Source organism: Microbacterium sp. EG9 (assembly GCF_059759475.1).
The window spans coordinates 1,168,118-1,181,580 of the sequence record NZ_CM186217.1 but is presented as its reverse complement, the minus strand read 5'-3'; the positions used below and the strand labels follow the sequence as shown (position 1 = coordinate 1,181,580).

General features: G+C 71.2%; 13 protein-coding genes and 1 tRNA gene. 1 reads left to right on the top strand and 13 read right to left on the bottom strand.

The window, feature by feature from the left end; translation table 11 throughout:
- Window positions 1–13: 13 nt before the first annotated feature.
- The 8 genes from AC6CQV_RS05500 to AC6CQV_RS05465 all read right to left on the bottom strand — a co-directional run bounded on the left by AC6CQV_RS05500 (window position 14) and on the right by AC6CQV_RS05465 (window position 8,363).
- Window positions 14–2,524 carry a DEAD/DEAH box helicase gene (locus AC6CQV_RS05500; protein ID WP_498260481.1) on the bottom strand — a complete coding sequence of 837 codons (2,511 nt, stop codon included), beginning with the start codon at window positions 2,522–2,524 and terminating at the stop codon, window positions 14–16.
- Window positions 2,521–3,273, bottom strand: coding sequence for a twin-arginine translocase subunit TatC (gene tatC / locus AC6CQV_RS05495; protein ID WP_060958853.1), 753 nt, complete (start codon window positions 3,271–3,273; stop codon window positions 2,521–2,523). The genes AC6CQV_RS05500 and tatC overlap by 4 nt, the downstream gene beginning before the upstream one ends.
- 65 nt (window positions 3,274–3,338) lie before the next feature.
- Window positions 3,339–3,569, bottom strand: a complete 231-nt coding sequence (locus AC6CQV_RS05490; RefSeq protein WP_060958650.1) for a twin-arginine translocase TatA/TatE family subunit — start codon at window positions 3,567–3,569, stop codon at window positions 3,339–3,341.
- Window positions 3,570–3,628: 59 nt separating this feature from the next.
- Window positions 3,629–4,597: a helix-turn-helix transcriptional regulator gene (locus AC6CQV_RS05485; protein ID WP_498260480.1), complete on the bottom strand. Its 969-nt coding sequence runs from the start codon at window positions 4,595–4,597 to the stop codon at window positions 3,629–3,631.
- Window positions 4,594–5,613 carry a helix-turn-helix transcriptional regulator gene (locus AC6CQV_RS05480; protein WP_498260479.1) on the bottom strand — a complete coding sequence of 340 codons (1,020 nt, stop codon included), beginning with the start codon at window positions 5,611–5,613 and terminating at the stop codon, window positions 4,594–4,596. The genes AC6CQV_RS05485 and AC6CQV_RS05480 overlap by 4 nt, the downstream gene beginning before the upstream one ends.
- 56 nt (window positions 5,614–5,669) lie before the next feature.
- A complete protein-coding gene (locus AC6CQV_RS05475; protein ID WP_492490646.1) occupies window positions 5,670–6,620 on the bottom strand; it encodes an FKBP-type peptidyl-prolyl cis-trans isomerase in 951 nt (316 codons plus the stop codon).
- A gap of 4 nt (window positions 6,621–6,624) precedes the next feature.
- Window positions 6,625–7,689: a tRNA (adenine-N1)-methyltransferase gene (locus AC6CQV_RS05470; RefSeq protein ID WP_060958654.1), complete on the bottom strand. Its 1,065-nt coding sequence runs from the start codon at window positions 7,687–7,689 to the stop codon at window positions 6,625–6,627.
- On the bottom strand, window positions 7,686–8,363 hold the full coding sequence (locus AC6CQV_RS05465; RefSeq protein WP_498260478.1) for an HAD family hydrolase: 678 nt from the start codon (window positions 8,361–8,363) through the stop codon (window positions 7,686–7,688). Before AC6CQV_RS05465 ends, AC6CQV_RS05470 begins: the two co-directional genes overlap by 4 nt.
- Before the next feature lie 125 nt (window positions 8,364–8,488).
- Between AC6CQV_RS05465 and AC6CQV_RS05460 the strand changes: the two genes are divergently transcribed.
- On the top strand, window positions 8,489–9,361 hold the full coding sequence (locus tag AC6CQV_RS05460) for a PAC2 family protein (RefSeq protein ID WP_498260477.1): 873 nt from the start codon (window positions 8,489–8,491) through the stop codon (window positions 9,359–9,361).
- Here the strand turns inward: AC6CQV_RS05460 and AC6CQV_RS05455 are convergent, their stop codons facing one another.
- The 5 genes from AC6CQV_RS05455 to AC6CQV_RS05435 all read right to left on the bottom strand — a co-directional run bounded on the left by AC6CQV_RS05455 (window position 9,362) and on the right by AC6CQV_RS05435 (window position 13,428).
- Window positions 9,362–10,195 (bottom strand): undecaprenyl-diphosphate phosphatase, encoded by an 834-nt coding sequence (locus AC6CQV_RS05455; protein WP_101306429.1) that lies wholly within the window; start codon window positions 10,193–10,195, stop codon window positions 9,362–9,364.
- 10 nt (window positions 10,196–10,205) lie between these two features.
- Window positions 10,206–11,516, bottom strand: coding sequence for a M20/M25/M40 family metallo-hydrolase (locus AC6CQV_RS05450; protein WP_174524647.1), 1,311 nt, complete (start codon window positions 11,514–11,516; stop codon window positions 10,206–10,208).
- 123 nt (window positions 11,517–11,639) lie between these two features.
- Window positions 11,640–11,724: transfer RNA gene (locus AC6CQV_RS05445), tRNA-Leu, on the bottom strand.
- 73 nt (window positions 11,725–11,797) lie between these two features.
- The gene (locus tag AC6CQV_RS05440; protein ID WP_060958657.1) at window positions 11,798–12,886 is read right to left on the bottom strand and encodes a VIT1/CCC1 transporter family protein; all 1,089 of its coding nucleotides are present in this window, start codon (window positions 12,884–12,886) and stop codon (window positions 11,798–11,800) included.
- A complete protein-coding gene (locus AC6CQV_RS05435; protein WP_191008653.1) occupies window positions 12,883–13,428 on the bottom strand; it encodes an SRPBCC family protein in 546 nt (181 codons plus the stop codon). The genes AC6CQV_RS05440 and AC6CQV_RS05435 overlap by 4 nt, the downstream gene beginning before the upstream one ends.
- Between the last annotated feature and the right edge of the window lie 35 nt (window positions 13,429–13,463).

Below are 13,463 nucleotides of genomic sequence, written 5' to 3'. Positions count from 1 at the left end.
TAAGCGAGCGGGATCAGAACGAGCCGTAAGCGACGATGCCGCGACGAACGGCGTCGAGCGCCGAGCGCGCCGTGGTCGCGATCGGCGGGTCGGCGACCATCGACAGCTGATCGAGCAGATCGATGGTCTGCTTCGTCCAGCGCACGAAATCGCCCGCGGCGAGGTCGGCCTCCTGCAGCACCCGGTCGAGGCTCGCGCCCCGCGCCCACGCGTGCATCGCCGGGGCGAGGCCGGTGGCGACGGGCGCGGACCCGGGAAGGCGGTGGTCCTGCTCAAGGTCGTCCAGTCGCGCCCAGAGCTCTTGGGTGGCCGCCAGCGCGTCGCGGAACGCGCCCCGCGGCAGCCCGCGCTCCCCCGGCCCGCTCTCGTCGCGACGCGGCTCGTAGACGAGGCTGCAGGCCAGCGCGGCGAGGCCCGCGGCATCCAGGTCTGCCCAGATGCCGGTGCGCAGCGACTCGGCCACGAGGAGATCGCGCTCGCCGTAGATGCGCTTCATCGTCGCGCCGGCCGCGGTGAGCGTGGTCACGCCGTCGGCGTCCACCGCGACGTAGTCGAGCGCCGCGAGCACGTCGACGACGCGATCGAAGATGCGCGCGACGGTGCCGGTGCGCGCATCGATCTGCTGACGCAGCTTGTCGGTGTGCCGCCGCAGCTTCCAGAACCGCTCCGCCCACCGGGCGTGCTTCTCGCGATCGGGACAGGTCTGGCACGGATGCCGCTTCAGACGCCGTCGCAGCGACTCCAGCTGCTCCTGCCGCTGCTGGCGGAGCTTCGGTGAGCTGGACCGGTCGCCCTTGCGCTCCAGATCCGTGAGCTCACGCCGCATCCGCGCGAACTCGGCGAAATCGCCGCGATCGCACGTCATCGCCGCCGCGTACCCGGCGAGCGAGTCCTCGGCCTCCTTCACCTCGCGCGCCAGGCCGACGACCGCGCGGTCGGCCTGGAACTGGGCGAAGGAGGATTCGAGGATCTCCCGCGCGCGGGCGCGCCCGAACTGGTCGATGAGGTTCACGGCCATGTTGTAGGTCGGGCGGAAGCTGGAGTTGAGCGGATAGGTGCGCCGCGAGGCGAGCGCGGCCACCGCCTGCGGATCGAGGCTCTCGGTCCACTGGATCACGGCGTGACCCTCGACGTCGATGCCACGGCGTCCCGCGCGTCCGGTGAGCTGGGTGTACTCCCCCGAGGTGATCGCGACCCGCGCCTCGCCGTTGAACTTCTCGAGCTTCTCGAGCACGACCGTGCGCGCGGGCATGTTGATGCCGAGGGCGAGGGTCTCGGTCGCGAAGACGACCTTGACGAGCTTGTGCTGGAAGAGCTCCTCGACGATCTCCTTGAAGGCGGGCAGCAGACCCGCGTGGTGGGCGGCGATGCCGCGCTCCAGGTTCTCGCGCCACTCCCAGAAGCCGAGCACGGCCAAGTCCTCGTCGGGAAGGGCGGCCGTGCGCTCGTCGACGATGCGCCGGATCTCGTCGCGTTCGTCGCGGTCGGTGAGCCGCACGCCGGCACGTCGGACCTGCTGCACGGCGCCTTCGCACCCCGCGCGGCTGAAGATGAAGAAGATCGCGGGCAGCAGGTTGGCGCGCGCGAGCAGCTCGACGACCTGCGGGCGATCGATGCGCTCGATGCGCTGGGCGTTCGCCGCACGCATGGGGCGCCGCCCGCCGGAGGACGGTCGCTGTCCCGGCGCACGGTCGCCTGCGGACCGCTGACCGTGAGCGCGGTGTCCCTGCGAACGGTGCTCCTGCGAGCGGTGCTCCTGTGCGCGCCGGTTGCTCTCGAACGACGAGCCGCGCACGGACCGCAGGCGCATCAGCTCCTGGTTCACCTGCGCGGTCGCGATGCCGGCGCGGTCGTCGAACAGGGGCAGCAGGTCGCCGCGCACGAGAACGTGCTGTTCCAAGGGCACCGGTCGTGTCTCGGACACGATGACGGCGGTGTCCCCCCGCACGGTGTCGAGCCAGTCGCCGAACTCCTCGGCATTCGAGACGGTCGCCGACAGCGACACCAGCCGCACCCGCGCCGGCAGGTGGATGATGACCTCTTCCCACACGGCGCCGCGGAAGCGGTCGGCGAGGTAGTGGACCTCGTCCATCACGACGTACCGCAAGCCGCGCAGCGCCGGCGAGTCGGCGTAGAGCATGTTGCGCAGCACCTCGGTGGTCATCACGACGACGCGCGCGTTTCCGTTGACGTTGGTGTCGCCGGTGAGAAGTCCGACCTCGTCCTCGCCGTAGACCTGCTGCAGCTCGCGGAACTTCTGGTTGGACAGCGCCTTCATCGGGGTCGTGTAGAAGGCCTTGTCGCCCGGCTCGCGCATGGCGAGGTGCACGGCGAACTCTCCGACGATCGTCTTTCCCGCCCCGGTGGGTGCGGCGACGAGCACGCTGCGCCCCTCTTCCAGGGCGTGGCATCCGGCGATCTGGAACGGGTCGAGCTCGAACCTCTGCTCGTCGGCGAAGGCGGCGGTGAGAGGGTGGGCCTGACGCGCCTGCGCCTGTGCGTAGCGGGTGGCGGGATCCGTCACAGCTCGAGACCGAGGGCCTTCTCGCGCTTGGCGCGTCGACGGTCGAACAGGACGGACAGACCGGCGGCCGCGAAGAAGAGGACGGTGAGGATGCCGGCCAGCATCAGCATGCTCACGATGTCGGCGGCCGGTGTCGCGAGCGCCGCGAAGACCGAGGCGACGAGGATGGCCACGCGCCAGCCCTTCAGGATCGCCATGCCGCTCATGACGCCCGCGAGGTTCAGCGCGACGAGGAACACCGGCAGGACGAACGAGACGCCGACGACGAGCAGGAGCTTGAAGACGAAGTCGTAGTAGTACTTCGAGTCATAGATGTTCGAGGCGCCCTCTGGTGTGAAGGACGCCATCAGCTCGACGATGTGGGGCATGATCAGCCACCCGACGAACACTCCCGCGGCGAACAACGGGATCGCCGCGGAGACGAAGCCGATCGTGTAGCGGACCTCCTTGCGCGTGAGGCCGGGGACCAGGAACGCCCACACCTGCCACAGCCACACGGGGGCCGAGATGATGACGCCGACGGCCAGCGAGATCCGCAGCCGCATGTCGAACGGGCCCGTGATGCTCTGGTACATGAGCGTGACGACGTCGGCGTCGCCGCGCTGCTCGGCGACGACGCGGATGGGCTCGGTCATCGCCCAGATGATCGCATCGGTGAAGATCCACGCGACGACCATCCCCACCACGAGCGCGATGATCCCGATGATGAACCGACGGCGCAGTTCCTTGAGGTGCTCGCCCAGCGACATCCGCCGGTCACGGCGCGGACCCTCTTCTTCGGCGATGCGCGCGGAGTCGACCGTGGCCACGAGTGTCAGGGCTTGGTGTCGGTACCGGGTTCCGCCGTCGGGGCGGGGCTGGTGCCGTTGGGTGCGGTCGGCGCGGCGGGCGCGTCCTCTTCCTTCATCGCCTTCATCTCGCCCTTGAAGACACGAGCGGACTGTCCGACGCTCTTGGCCAGAGCCGGGAGCTTCGCCGCCCCGAACAGGAGCAGGATGATGATGACGAGGGCCAGCAGGTGCCAGCCGGTCAAGCCTCCGAGCATGAGGGTCTCCTCGGGTGTGGGGTTGCTGGCCAGTCTACCTGCCGCCCCGACGGATGGGTTCAGCGGTACTGGGCGAGCCCCGCTTCGGCCCACGCGGCGGTCGCGCGGCGTGCGGCATCCGGGGAGACGACCTCGAGGTCGCCGCCGAGCCGCGTCGCGACGCGCTTGAGGCTCCGCGCGTCGCCCACCCGGACGCGGGCCGACCGGATCTCCGCGTCGATCGTGGCCGGGTCGTCCAGCACGACGTAGTCGGCCAGCAACGGCGCCGCCGACGCGCGATAGCGGACCTCGACCTCGACGTCTCCCGCGGCGCCCTCGAACAGCGCGGGCACCGAGTCCTCGCCGTGGGTGCTCGCGATGTCGGTCAGACGCACGTCGGAGACGCGGTCGAGATGGAAGGTGCGCATCGCCTGGCGCAGATGGCACCATCCCTGCAGGTACCACTGGCCACCCGCGATGTGGACCTTGACCGGGTCGACCGTGCGGGTCGTGGGTGCGGCATCGGGCGCCTGGTACGAGAAGGTCACGGCGACGTGTTCGCGGAGAGCCTGCGCGACCGTCAGGCGCACGTCGTCCACCGTGTCGGGGGCGACGATGACATCGGCAGGCACGCCCGACGCGCCCCGTGCGAGCTTGGCGAGCAGGCCCTGGACGACGCCGCTGTCGCCGACGCCGGGCAGGGTCGCCGCGACACGCAGCCCGGCCAGCAGCGCGGCCGCCTCCGGTGCGGTCAGCCGCGGGGTGCGCTCCAGACCCACCGTGTTCGTGATCACGATGAGGTCCTGTTCGTCCAGGAGGTCCCAGTCGATGTCGAACAGGTCGTTGGCCATCTGCCAGAAGCCGCCGTCGCCGGGCAGGCCGATCACGGTGAGCTTCTCGACCATCCCGCGCATCTGCTCGACGGTCACGTCGAACTCGTCGGCGGCCTCGGTGAGCGACACCTCGCCCTTCCCGATCAGGTAGGGCACGAGCTGCAGGATGAGCGCCGCCCGATCGGTCGCCAGCAGCGGCTTGCGACGACGGCTCATGACCCCGCCCCCTCGTCGGTCGCGGCGTCCGGGCCGGCGTGCAGCCGGAGCGTGCGCTCGAGTCGGGCGATGACCTGATCGCGCAGCGCGGCCGGCTCGACCACGCGCACCTCCGGGCCGTAGGAGGCGAGCTCGTCGGCGAGGATGTGGACGTCCACGTACGGCACCCGGATCCCCTGCTCGGCATCCGTCGCGCGGCGGGTCAGACGCAGGGCGGCCTCGGTGCCCGGAGCGATCTCGAGTAGCGCCTGCTGACGGGCCGCGAGGGCCTCGAGACCGGCCAGCGCGCGCTCACCGGCGCCCTCGCGCAGCGCGAGATCGAAGGCGGCGCGGGTGATCGCGACATCCGACACGATGCGCGACAGCAGGAAGGTGCGCACGTCGTCCTGCGCGAGGTCGAACCCGTACACGTGCCAGCGCGCCTCATACTCGACGAGGGCGTACGGCTGCACGCGGCGCACCCGTGCGGTCTCGTCGCCGGCCTTGAGGTAGGCGAACTCGACGACGCGCCCCTGCTCGATCGCCCTCTGCAGCGGCCCGAACGAGGCCTCCCGCAGGTTGACGCGCGGCGAGTATCCGATGATCGGCGCGTCGACCTCGATGCCGAGCGCGCGGATCTTGCGCAGACCGCTGCGCGCATCGGCCGACATGGAGCTCTCGCTCCACACGCCGCCGGCGAGGTTCAGGACGGCGAGCTCGGCGGGGGTGAACTCGATGTCGGCGGGCAGCTCGTACTCGGCCGTCGGGATGCGGTAGCGCGCCTCGCGGAGGTCGTCCGGGTCGGCGTAGTCGCCGATCGTCTCGACCGGGATGCCGAGCGAACGCAGGTTCTCCTTGTCGCGCTCGAACATCTTCTCGAGCGCATCCTTGGACGCGCCGGCGCTGCTCTGCTCGCGGTAGCCCGCGACGGAGGCGAGGATGGTGTCTTTCGTGAGCCCCTGCTCGGTCGCCATGAGGGCGACGACGAGGTTGACCAGACGCTCCTCGGGCGCGCTGCGGACGGTCTCGGTGGGCACCCGACAATCTTAGGCGTCGCCTGTGCGCCGGCGGCGCTGCCGCGCGGTCGCGGTCGTCAGCTCGTCGCGGGCGTGTCGACGCCGAGGATGTCGATGACGAACACGAGCGTCGATCCTGCGGGGATCGAGCCGCTCGCCGTGTCGCCGTATCCGAGCGCCGGCGGGATCACGACGAGGATCTGCGACCCGACCGTCTGGCCGTCGAGCGCCTGAGCGAAGCCGGGCACCACCGCGTCGAGGGTGACGGCCGCCGAGGCGCCGTTCTCCCACGTCGAGTCGAAGACCTTGCGATCGGCCCACGTGACGCCGGTGTAGTTGATGCGGATGCTGTCGGTTCCGCCGACGGCCGGGCCGTCGCCCTTCTTCAGCACCTCGACCGCGAGATCGGTGGGCGGGGCCGTGTCGGGGATGATGACGCCGGGTGTGCCGTCGGGCGCGAGCACGACCGACGGCATGCCGCGGCGGTCGTTGTACTGCGGGACACCGTCGGCGGCGGCGAGGTACACCTTCTGGAGGTCGATCGCGACGACGATCGCATCGCTGCCGCTGAGGCCCCAGCCCTGAGCAGCGGCGTCGGAGAGGTCACTGGCCGGCACGGCCCCGACGATCCGCGAGCCCTCCGTCGCGCACATCATCATGTCCGCGAAGCCGGCGTACTGCTCGCGCCACTTCGACAGCGGGGTGACCTGCGTGCCGGAGGTCAGGATCTTCTGCCCGGTCGAGCCGCTCATGATCGTGATGGCGAACTGCACGTCCTGCATGTCGGAGGTCACGCGCTGGCCCGAACCCACGGTCTCGTCGACGGCGACGGTGTGATCGACGTAGACGGGAGCGCTCAGGGTCACCTCGGGGGTGCCTTCGGCGCCGGAGACGCTCACGGTGTCGAGCACGCCGGACGGGTCGGCCCCACGGTCGCACGCGGCGGCCGATGGGGATGCAGACGCGCACCCGACCAGGGTCAGGACGGAGAGGCCGACGACGGCGAGGGCAGCAGGGATCCGGCGCACCGGATCAGTCTACGTCGTCCGCGGCCCGCTCCCCCGCGCCGTCGGGGCCGGTGTCCGCGTCGGCGCCGGCGGTGGCCTGTCGCGCCCCGTCGGCGGCGCGCTGCGCCTCGCGCACCCGCTTGCGGAGGTTCTTGTCGGTGATCTCGCGGTCGCCGACCGCACCGGGGGTCCACGCCTCGACATCCGCGTCGGCATAGCTCGGCTTCTTGAGCGCACGCTTGCGCACGTCGGGCGGCATCGCTCCGGGAGCCAGACGGCGCGCCGTGATGAGGAAGCCGGTGTGCGCCACCATCCGATGGTCGGGGCGCACGGCGAGACCTTCCACGTGCCAGCCGCGCACCATCGTCTCGGTGGCCTCGGGGTCGGTGAACAGGCCCGTGCCGCGGATGTACTCGGCGACGCGGCTGAGCTGGGTGGCGGTGGCCACGTAGCACAGCACGACACCGCCGGGCGTGAGGGCGTCGGCGACCGCGTCGATGCACTCCCAGGGCGCCAGCATGTCGAGGACGACACGGTCGACGGATGCCGCGTCCACCGCGCCGGGCAGCTCTGCGACGAGGTCGCCGACCACGACCTCCCAGGCCTCGGGCGCGTGGCCGAAGAAGGTCTCGACGTTGGCGCGGGCCACCTCGGCGAACTCCTCGCGACGCTCGAAGGAGACCAGGCGGCCGGCCGATCCGATCGTGCGCAGGAGCCACATCGACAGCGCGCCCGAGCCGACGCCCGCCTCCACGACGGTGGCGCCCGGGAAGATGTCGGCCGAGGCGAGGATCTGCGCCGCATCCTTCGGATAGACGATCGCCGCTCCGCGCGGCATGGACATGACGAAGTCGCGCAGCAGCGGGCGCAGCGCCAGGTACTCGTGACCGCCCGAGTTGGTCACGACCGATCCGTCGGGCTGGCCGATCAGCTGCGCGTGCTTCAGGACGCCGTGATGCGTGTGCAGCTCGCCGCCCTCGCGGAGCGTCACGGTGTGCAGACGCCCCTTCGGGCCGGTCAGCTGCACCCGGTCGCCCAGCCGGAACGGCCCGCTCGGTCGGAGGTCGACGAGGGGGGTGGGCGTTGTCATGTGTGATCTCCTGTGCGGTGTGCCGCGTACACGGCGGCGATGTCATCGGGCGTGCGCTCGGCGAGCGTCGACCAGAGGGTGTGGGCGCCGGCACCGACCAGCGAGACCATCAGCGGGACCCCGATGGTGGTGACCCCGGCGCCGACCGCGGCGCGCACCCCCGTCGGCGAGTCCTCGATCGCCACGACCTCCGACGGATCGACGCCGAGCGCCCGACAGGCCTGCAGGTAGGCGTCGGGGTAGGGCTTGGGGCGGGTGACGTCGTCGCCGGCGACGATCAGCTCGAAGGTGTCGCCGAAGGGCGCCACCACCTGCTCCGCCATCGACCGCAGTGACATCGTCACGAGGGCGCACCGCACCCCGGCCGACCGCAGAGCGCTCAGCAGGTCGGCCGCGCCCGGCCGCAGGGGGTTGCCGCGCTCGGCCAGCATCCGGGTGACCTCGGCGGTGAGGTGGTCGACGATGTCGCGGACCGACATCCGCACGCCGGCCTCCTGCAGGATCGCTCCCGACGTCTCGAGGCCCTGCCCCACCAGCGTCAGCGCCTGCTCGTGGGTCCAGGTGCCGCCGAAGCTCTCGACGAGCGCGGTCTCCGCCTCCATCCAATACGGCTCGGTGTCGACGAGGGTGCCGTCCATGTCCCACAGGACGGCGACGGGAAGGGCGGGGCTCACCGGACCATGCTACCGACGCGCTCCGCGGCGTCCCGCCGGCACCGCGCGTCGCGCGCGGGCGCCGCCCCGTCGCCGGTCGCGACGCGTATCGTTGAGGGATCGATTCACCGTGCGAGAGGGGCGGAGTGGACGAACTCGGAAAACGCGTATTGGTCGTGGCCTTCGACGGATGGAACGACGCGGGCGAGGCCGCTTCCGCCGCCGCGGCGCACATCCGCGAGTCGGGCGCCTACCGCGAGGTCTTCTCGGTCGACCCGGAGCTCTACTTCGACTACCAGTACACGCGACCGCAGCTCAAGGTGGAAGCCGACGGTTCGCGGACCCTCAGCTGGCCCGACGCGACCGTGTGGCGGCCGCTGCATCCCGCCGAGGGCACACGGCTGTGGGTGCTCTCCGGTGTCGAGCCCGCCCGCGCCTGGCAGTCGTTCGCGGCCGAGCTGATCGACGCCGCCCTCAGCGAGGACATCACGGGCATCGTGGCGCTCGGCTCGATGATGTCGGATGTGCCCCACACCCGCCCGATCTCGGTGTTCGCGGGAAGCGACAACGAGAAGCTGCGCGCCGCGCTGGGACTGGAGAAGCCGACGTACGAAGGGCCGGCCGGCATCCTCACCGTCCTCTCCGCGGCCGCCGAGGCGGCCGGCATCCCGACCGCGGCCCTGTGGGCGAGCGTCCCGCACTACGTCGCCGGCCACACGCCGTCACCGAAGGCCACGCTCGCGCTGCTCGATCGCGTCATGGCGCTGACCGGAGCGGTGGTCGCCCGCGGCGAGCTGCCCGCCGAGGCCCTCGCCTGGGAGGCGTCGATCGATGCCGCGGCGGCGGACGACGAGGAGATGACCGAGTACATCCACCAGCTGGAGCAGACCCGCGACACCTGGGACTCCCCCGAAGCGTCCGGAGACGCCATCGCGCAGGAGTTCGAGCGCTATCTGCGCCGCGGCGGAAGCGGCGAGGGCCCCGGCAAACCCGGTCGCGACGACCCCCGCCGCTCCTGATCAGTACGCCTGCAGCACTCCGAAGCTCAGCAGCACGATCAGCACGAGTCCGAGCGCCAGGCGGTAGAGCACGAACGGCAGGAAGCTGCCGCGCTTGAGGTAGCGCATCAGGAACGCGATCACCGCGAGGCCCACGCCGAACGCGACGACCGTGGCGACGCCCGTCTCGAACATGTTGTACACCTGGTCGCCCGGGTCCTTGATGGCCTGCACCAGCTCGTAGAGGCCGCTGCCGAACACGGCCGGCACCGCGAGCAGGAACGCGACCTCCGCCGCGGCCGGACGGGTGTAGCCCAGGGCCAGGCCCATCGTCGTCGTCGCACCGGAGCGCGAGACACCCGGGACGAGGGCGAGCATCTGCGCCAGGCCCAGAGCGAGGCCGTGCCCGTAGGTCAGGTCCTTCTCGGTGCGGGTGCGGCGCCCCAACGCGTCGGCGGCGCCGAGCAGGAGACCGAAGACGATGAGCACGATCGCGACCAGCCAGAGGTTGCGGAACGTGTTGCGGATGGACTCCTGGAACAGGTACCCGGCGATGCCGATCGGGATCGTGCCGATGATGACGATCCACCCCATGCGGGCGTCAGGGTCGTTGCGCGGCACGCGGCCGGTCAGCGACTTCGCCCACTGGGAGATGATCCGCACGATCTTGCCCCAGAAGTAGACGAGCACCGCGAGCTCGGTGCCGATCTGGGTGATGGCGGTGAAGGTCGCGCCGGGGTCTTCGGCGGACGGGAGGAACTCGCCCATGATGCGCAGGTGGGCACTGGAGGAGACGGGGAGGAACTCGGTGAGTCCCTGGACCAGGCCCAGGATGATCGCCTCGAACAGGTGCATGGGGGCCCTTTCAGTACGTGCGGATCAGATCGGTGAGCACGCGCTGCCCGAAGACCAACGCGTCGATGGGGACGCGTTCGTCCACACCGTGGAACATACCGGTGAAATCGAGATCCGTGGGAAGCCGCAGCGGCGCGAACCCGTATCCGGCGATGCCGAGCTCGGCGAGAGCCTTGTTGTCGGTGCCGCCGCCCATCAGGTAGGGCAGCACCGGAACCCCCGGATCGTGCCGCTCGAGCGCCCCGACCATCGCCTCCACGAGCTCTCCGCGGAAGGGCACCTCGAGCCCGATGTCGCGATGCGAGATCTCGACCTCGATGTCGTCGCCCACGATGCGCTGGATCTCCGCGAGCACGCGCTCCTCCTGGCCCGGGAGCGTGCGCACGTCGATCGTGGCGACCGCGGCATCCGGGATGACGTTGTGCTTGTACCCCGCGACGAGCCCCGTGGGATTGGTCGTCGTGCGGAAGGTGGAACGCAGGAAACCGGATGCCGCGCCGGTCGCGTCCGCCACGGCATCCGGATCGGCGGGGTCGACGCCGCACAGGGCCGCGAGGCCGTCGACGGTCTGGCGCGTGGTGGCGGTGAGCTCGAGCGGCCAGACCGACCGCCCGAGGGCGGCGACGGCCTCGGACAGCCGCGTCACGGCGTTGTCCGGGTGGAAGCGGCTGCCGTGGCCGGCGGTGCCGCGAGCGCGCAGCCGGAGCCACACGAGGGCCTTCTCCCCCACCTGCAGCAGATAGGCGCGCTGCTCGCCCACCGGGATCGAGTAGCCGCCGACCTCGCTGATGGCCTCCGTGGCGCCGTCGAACCAGTGCGGCCGATCTCGCACGACCAGCTGCGAGCCCTCCACCCCGCCGTTCTCCTCGTCGGCGAAGAACGTGAGGATCAGGTCGCGCTCCGGCTGCTCCCCCGCTCTCAGGAGCTCGGCGACAGAGGTGAGGATCATCGCGTCCATGTCCTTCATGTCGACGGCACCGCGCCCCCACAGCATCCCGTCCCTGATCACGCCGCCGAACGGGTCGACGCTCCAGTCGTCGGCGACGGCCGGGACCACGTCGAGGTGGCCGTGCAGGACGAGGGCGGGCTTGTCGCGATTGCGTCCCGGCACCCGCACGCTGAGGTTGGTGCGGCGCGGGATGGGCTCGTAGTACTCCGGGCGGAGTCCGAGACCTTCGAGGTAGGCCCCGACGTACTCCGCGGCCTCGCGTTCGCCGTGCGAGCGCCCCTCGCCGAAGTTGGTGGTGTCGAAGCGGATCAGATCGCGCGCGACGGCGACGACCTCGGGCAGCTCGGTCTCAGGCAGCTCGGATGCGGACATGCTCACCACGGTACTGCGATCAGGAGGGGGCCTCCGCGCGGTGACACACGACGACACGGGACCTCGCCCCGGCATCCACAGGGGCAAAAGAAAAAGGCCCCTGACGGGACCTTCTTCTCTCTGTGCGCGAGGGGGGACTTGAACCCCCACGCCCTATACGGGCACTAGCACCTCAAGCTAGCGCGTCTACCTATTCCGCCACCCGCGCAGGTGGTTTTCGGTTTCGCAACCGAAGATCGACAGTACCAGATCCGACGCCAGACGTGGAATCGAGGTCGCGCTCAGCCCGCCGACACGCCGAACAGCAGACCGAGCAGGTAGGTCACGGCGGCCGCTCCGAACCCGATCGCGAGCTGGCGGAGCCCGCGACGCAGAGGCGGCGCGCCCGACAGCAGCCCGACCATCGCGCCCGTCGCGGTGAGCGCCGTGCCGACCAGCAGCAGCGCGACGGCGACCGCGGGCAGGCCGCTCAACCCGAAGATCCACGGCAGCACGGGGATGATCGCACCGGACGCGAAGAAGAGGAAGCTCGACCCGGCCGCGCCGAGCGCACTGCCCACGACCTCGTGGTCGGCACCGGCGGCCCGCGGCAGACGGTAGGGCTCGCCGCGGTCCGCGGCGTGCGCCGTCTCGACGACGCGGCGCGCGAGATCGTGCGCCTCCTGCTCGTCCATGCCGCGGGTGCGATAGACGAGAGCGAGCTCGTTGGCGTCGAGGTCCAGATCGGGGAGCACGTGATCGGCGTATCCGCTGGGCTCGGTCGCGTCGAGCAGCTCGCGTTGCGAGCGCACCGAGACGTACTCGCCGGCGCCCATCGACAGCGCGCCCGCGAGAAGTCCCGCGATCCCGCTGAACAGCACGAACTGCGCGCCGACGCCGGTCGCCCCGATGCCCATCACGAGGGCGAGGTTCGAGACGAGTCCGTCGTTGGCGCCGAAGACGGCGGCGCGGAAGGTGCCGGACAGCCGGCGTCGCCCGCGAGCCGCGAGCCCACGGACCACCTCGCGGTGGATCTTCTCGTCGGCGACCATCCGCGCGGTGGCGAACGGCTCGCTGTCGTAGGGCGATCGTCCCTCCGCGTTCTGGGCGAGGGCGAGCACGAAGATCGACCCGAACCGGCGGGCCATCCACCCGAGCACGCGCGAGCCGAACCCGGGTGCGGGAAGGCGGACGGGCTCCCCGCCCAGCAGCTCGAGCCAGTGCGCCTCGTGTCGTCCTTCCGCCTCGGCGAGCGCGAGCAGGATCTCACGCTCCTCCCCCTCGCGCCGTGCGGCCAAGGCGCGATAGACCTGCGCCTCGGCACGCTCGTCGGCGAGATAGCGCGCCCAGCGGCGCCGGTCTCTCTGCGTGGGTTTCGGGGTCGGGCTCACGGGGCTTCACGGTACCGTCGACGGCGGCGGCGCCGACCGCTCACGCCGGTATTGTCAGGATTTCGGATCTCCGAAGCACCGGCGAGCGCAGCCCTCAGCCCCCGCTCACCGCGGCGCATGACCAGACGGTGCGCGGCGACGAACGCGGGGCGCAGCACGGGAGCGGCGAGGCGCATCCATCGCCGCGTGAGCTCGACCCGCCAGATCCAGGTGAGCGCGGCGCCGTCTGCGGGCGATCCCGGCCGCGCCGCGATGGCGAGCCGCCCGATGCCGACCAGATCGCCCGTGCTGGTCGCGGCGAGCAGGTGCGGGGGTCGCACCTCCGTGACCGTCAGGGCGACCCGCAGACGGTAGCCCCAGGGACTGCGCACCTCCAGATGCCGCACGTCTCCGACGGCGGGAGCGCGCGCCCCGGGCACGATCCGCACGGACGGCCACCACGGCACCTCGCCCGAGACGAGACTCTGCTCGCACAGCGCCCAGCACCGCTCGACGGATGCCGGGACCACCCATCGCGACGTGAAGTCGTAGCCGCGGCGCATGGGCGCGAGTGTACGCGCGCCGGTGTCGGCGTGGT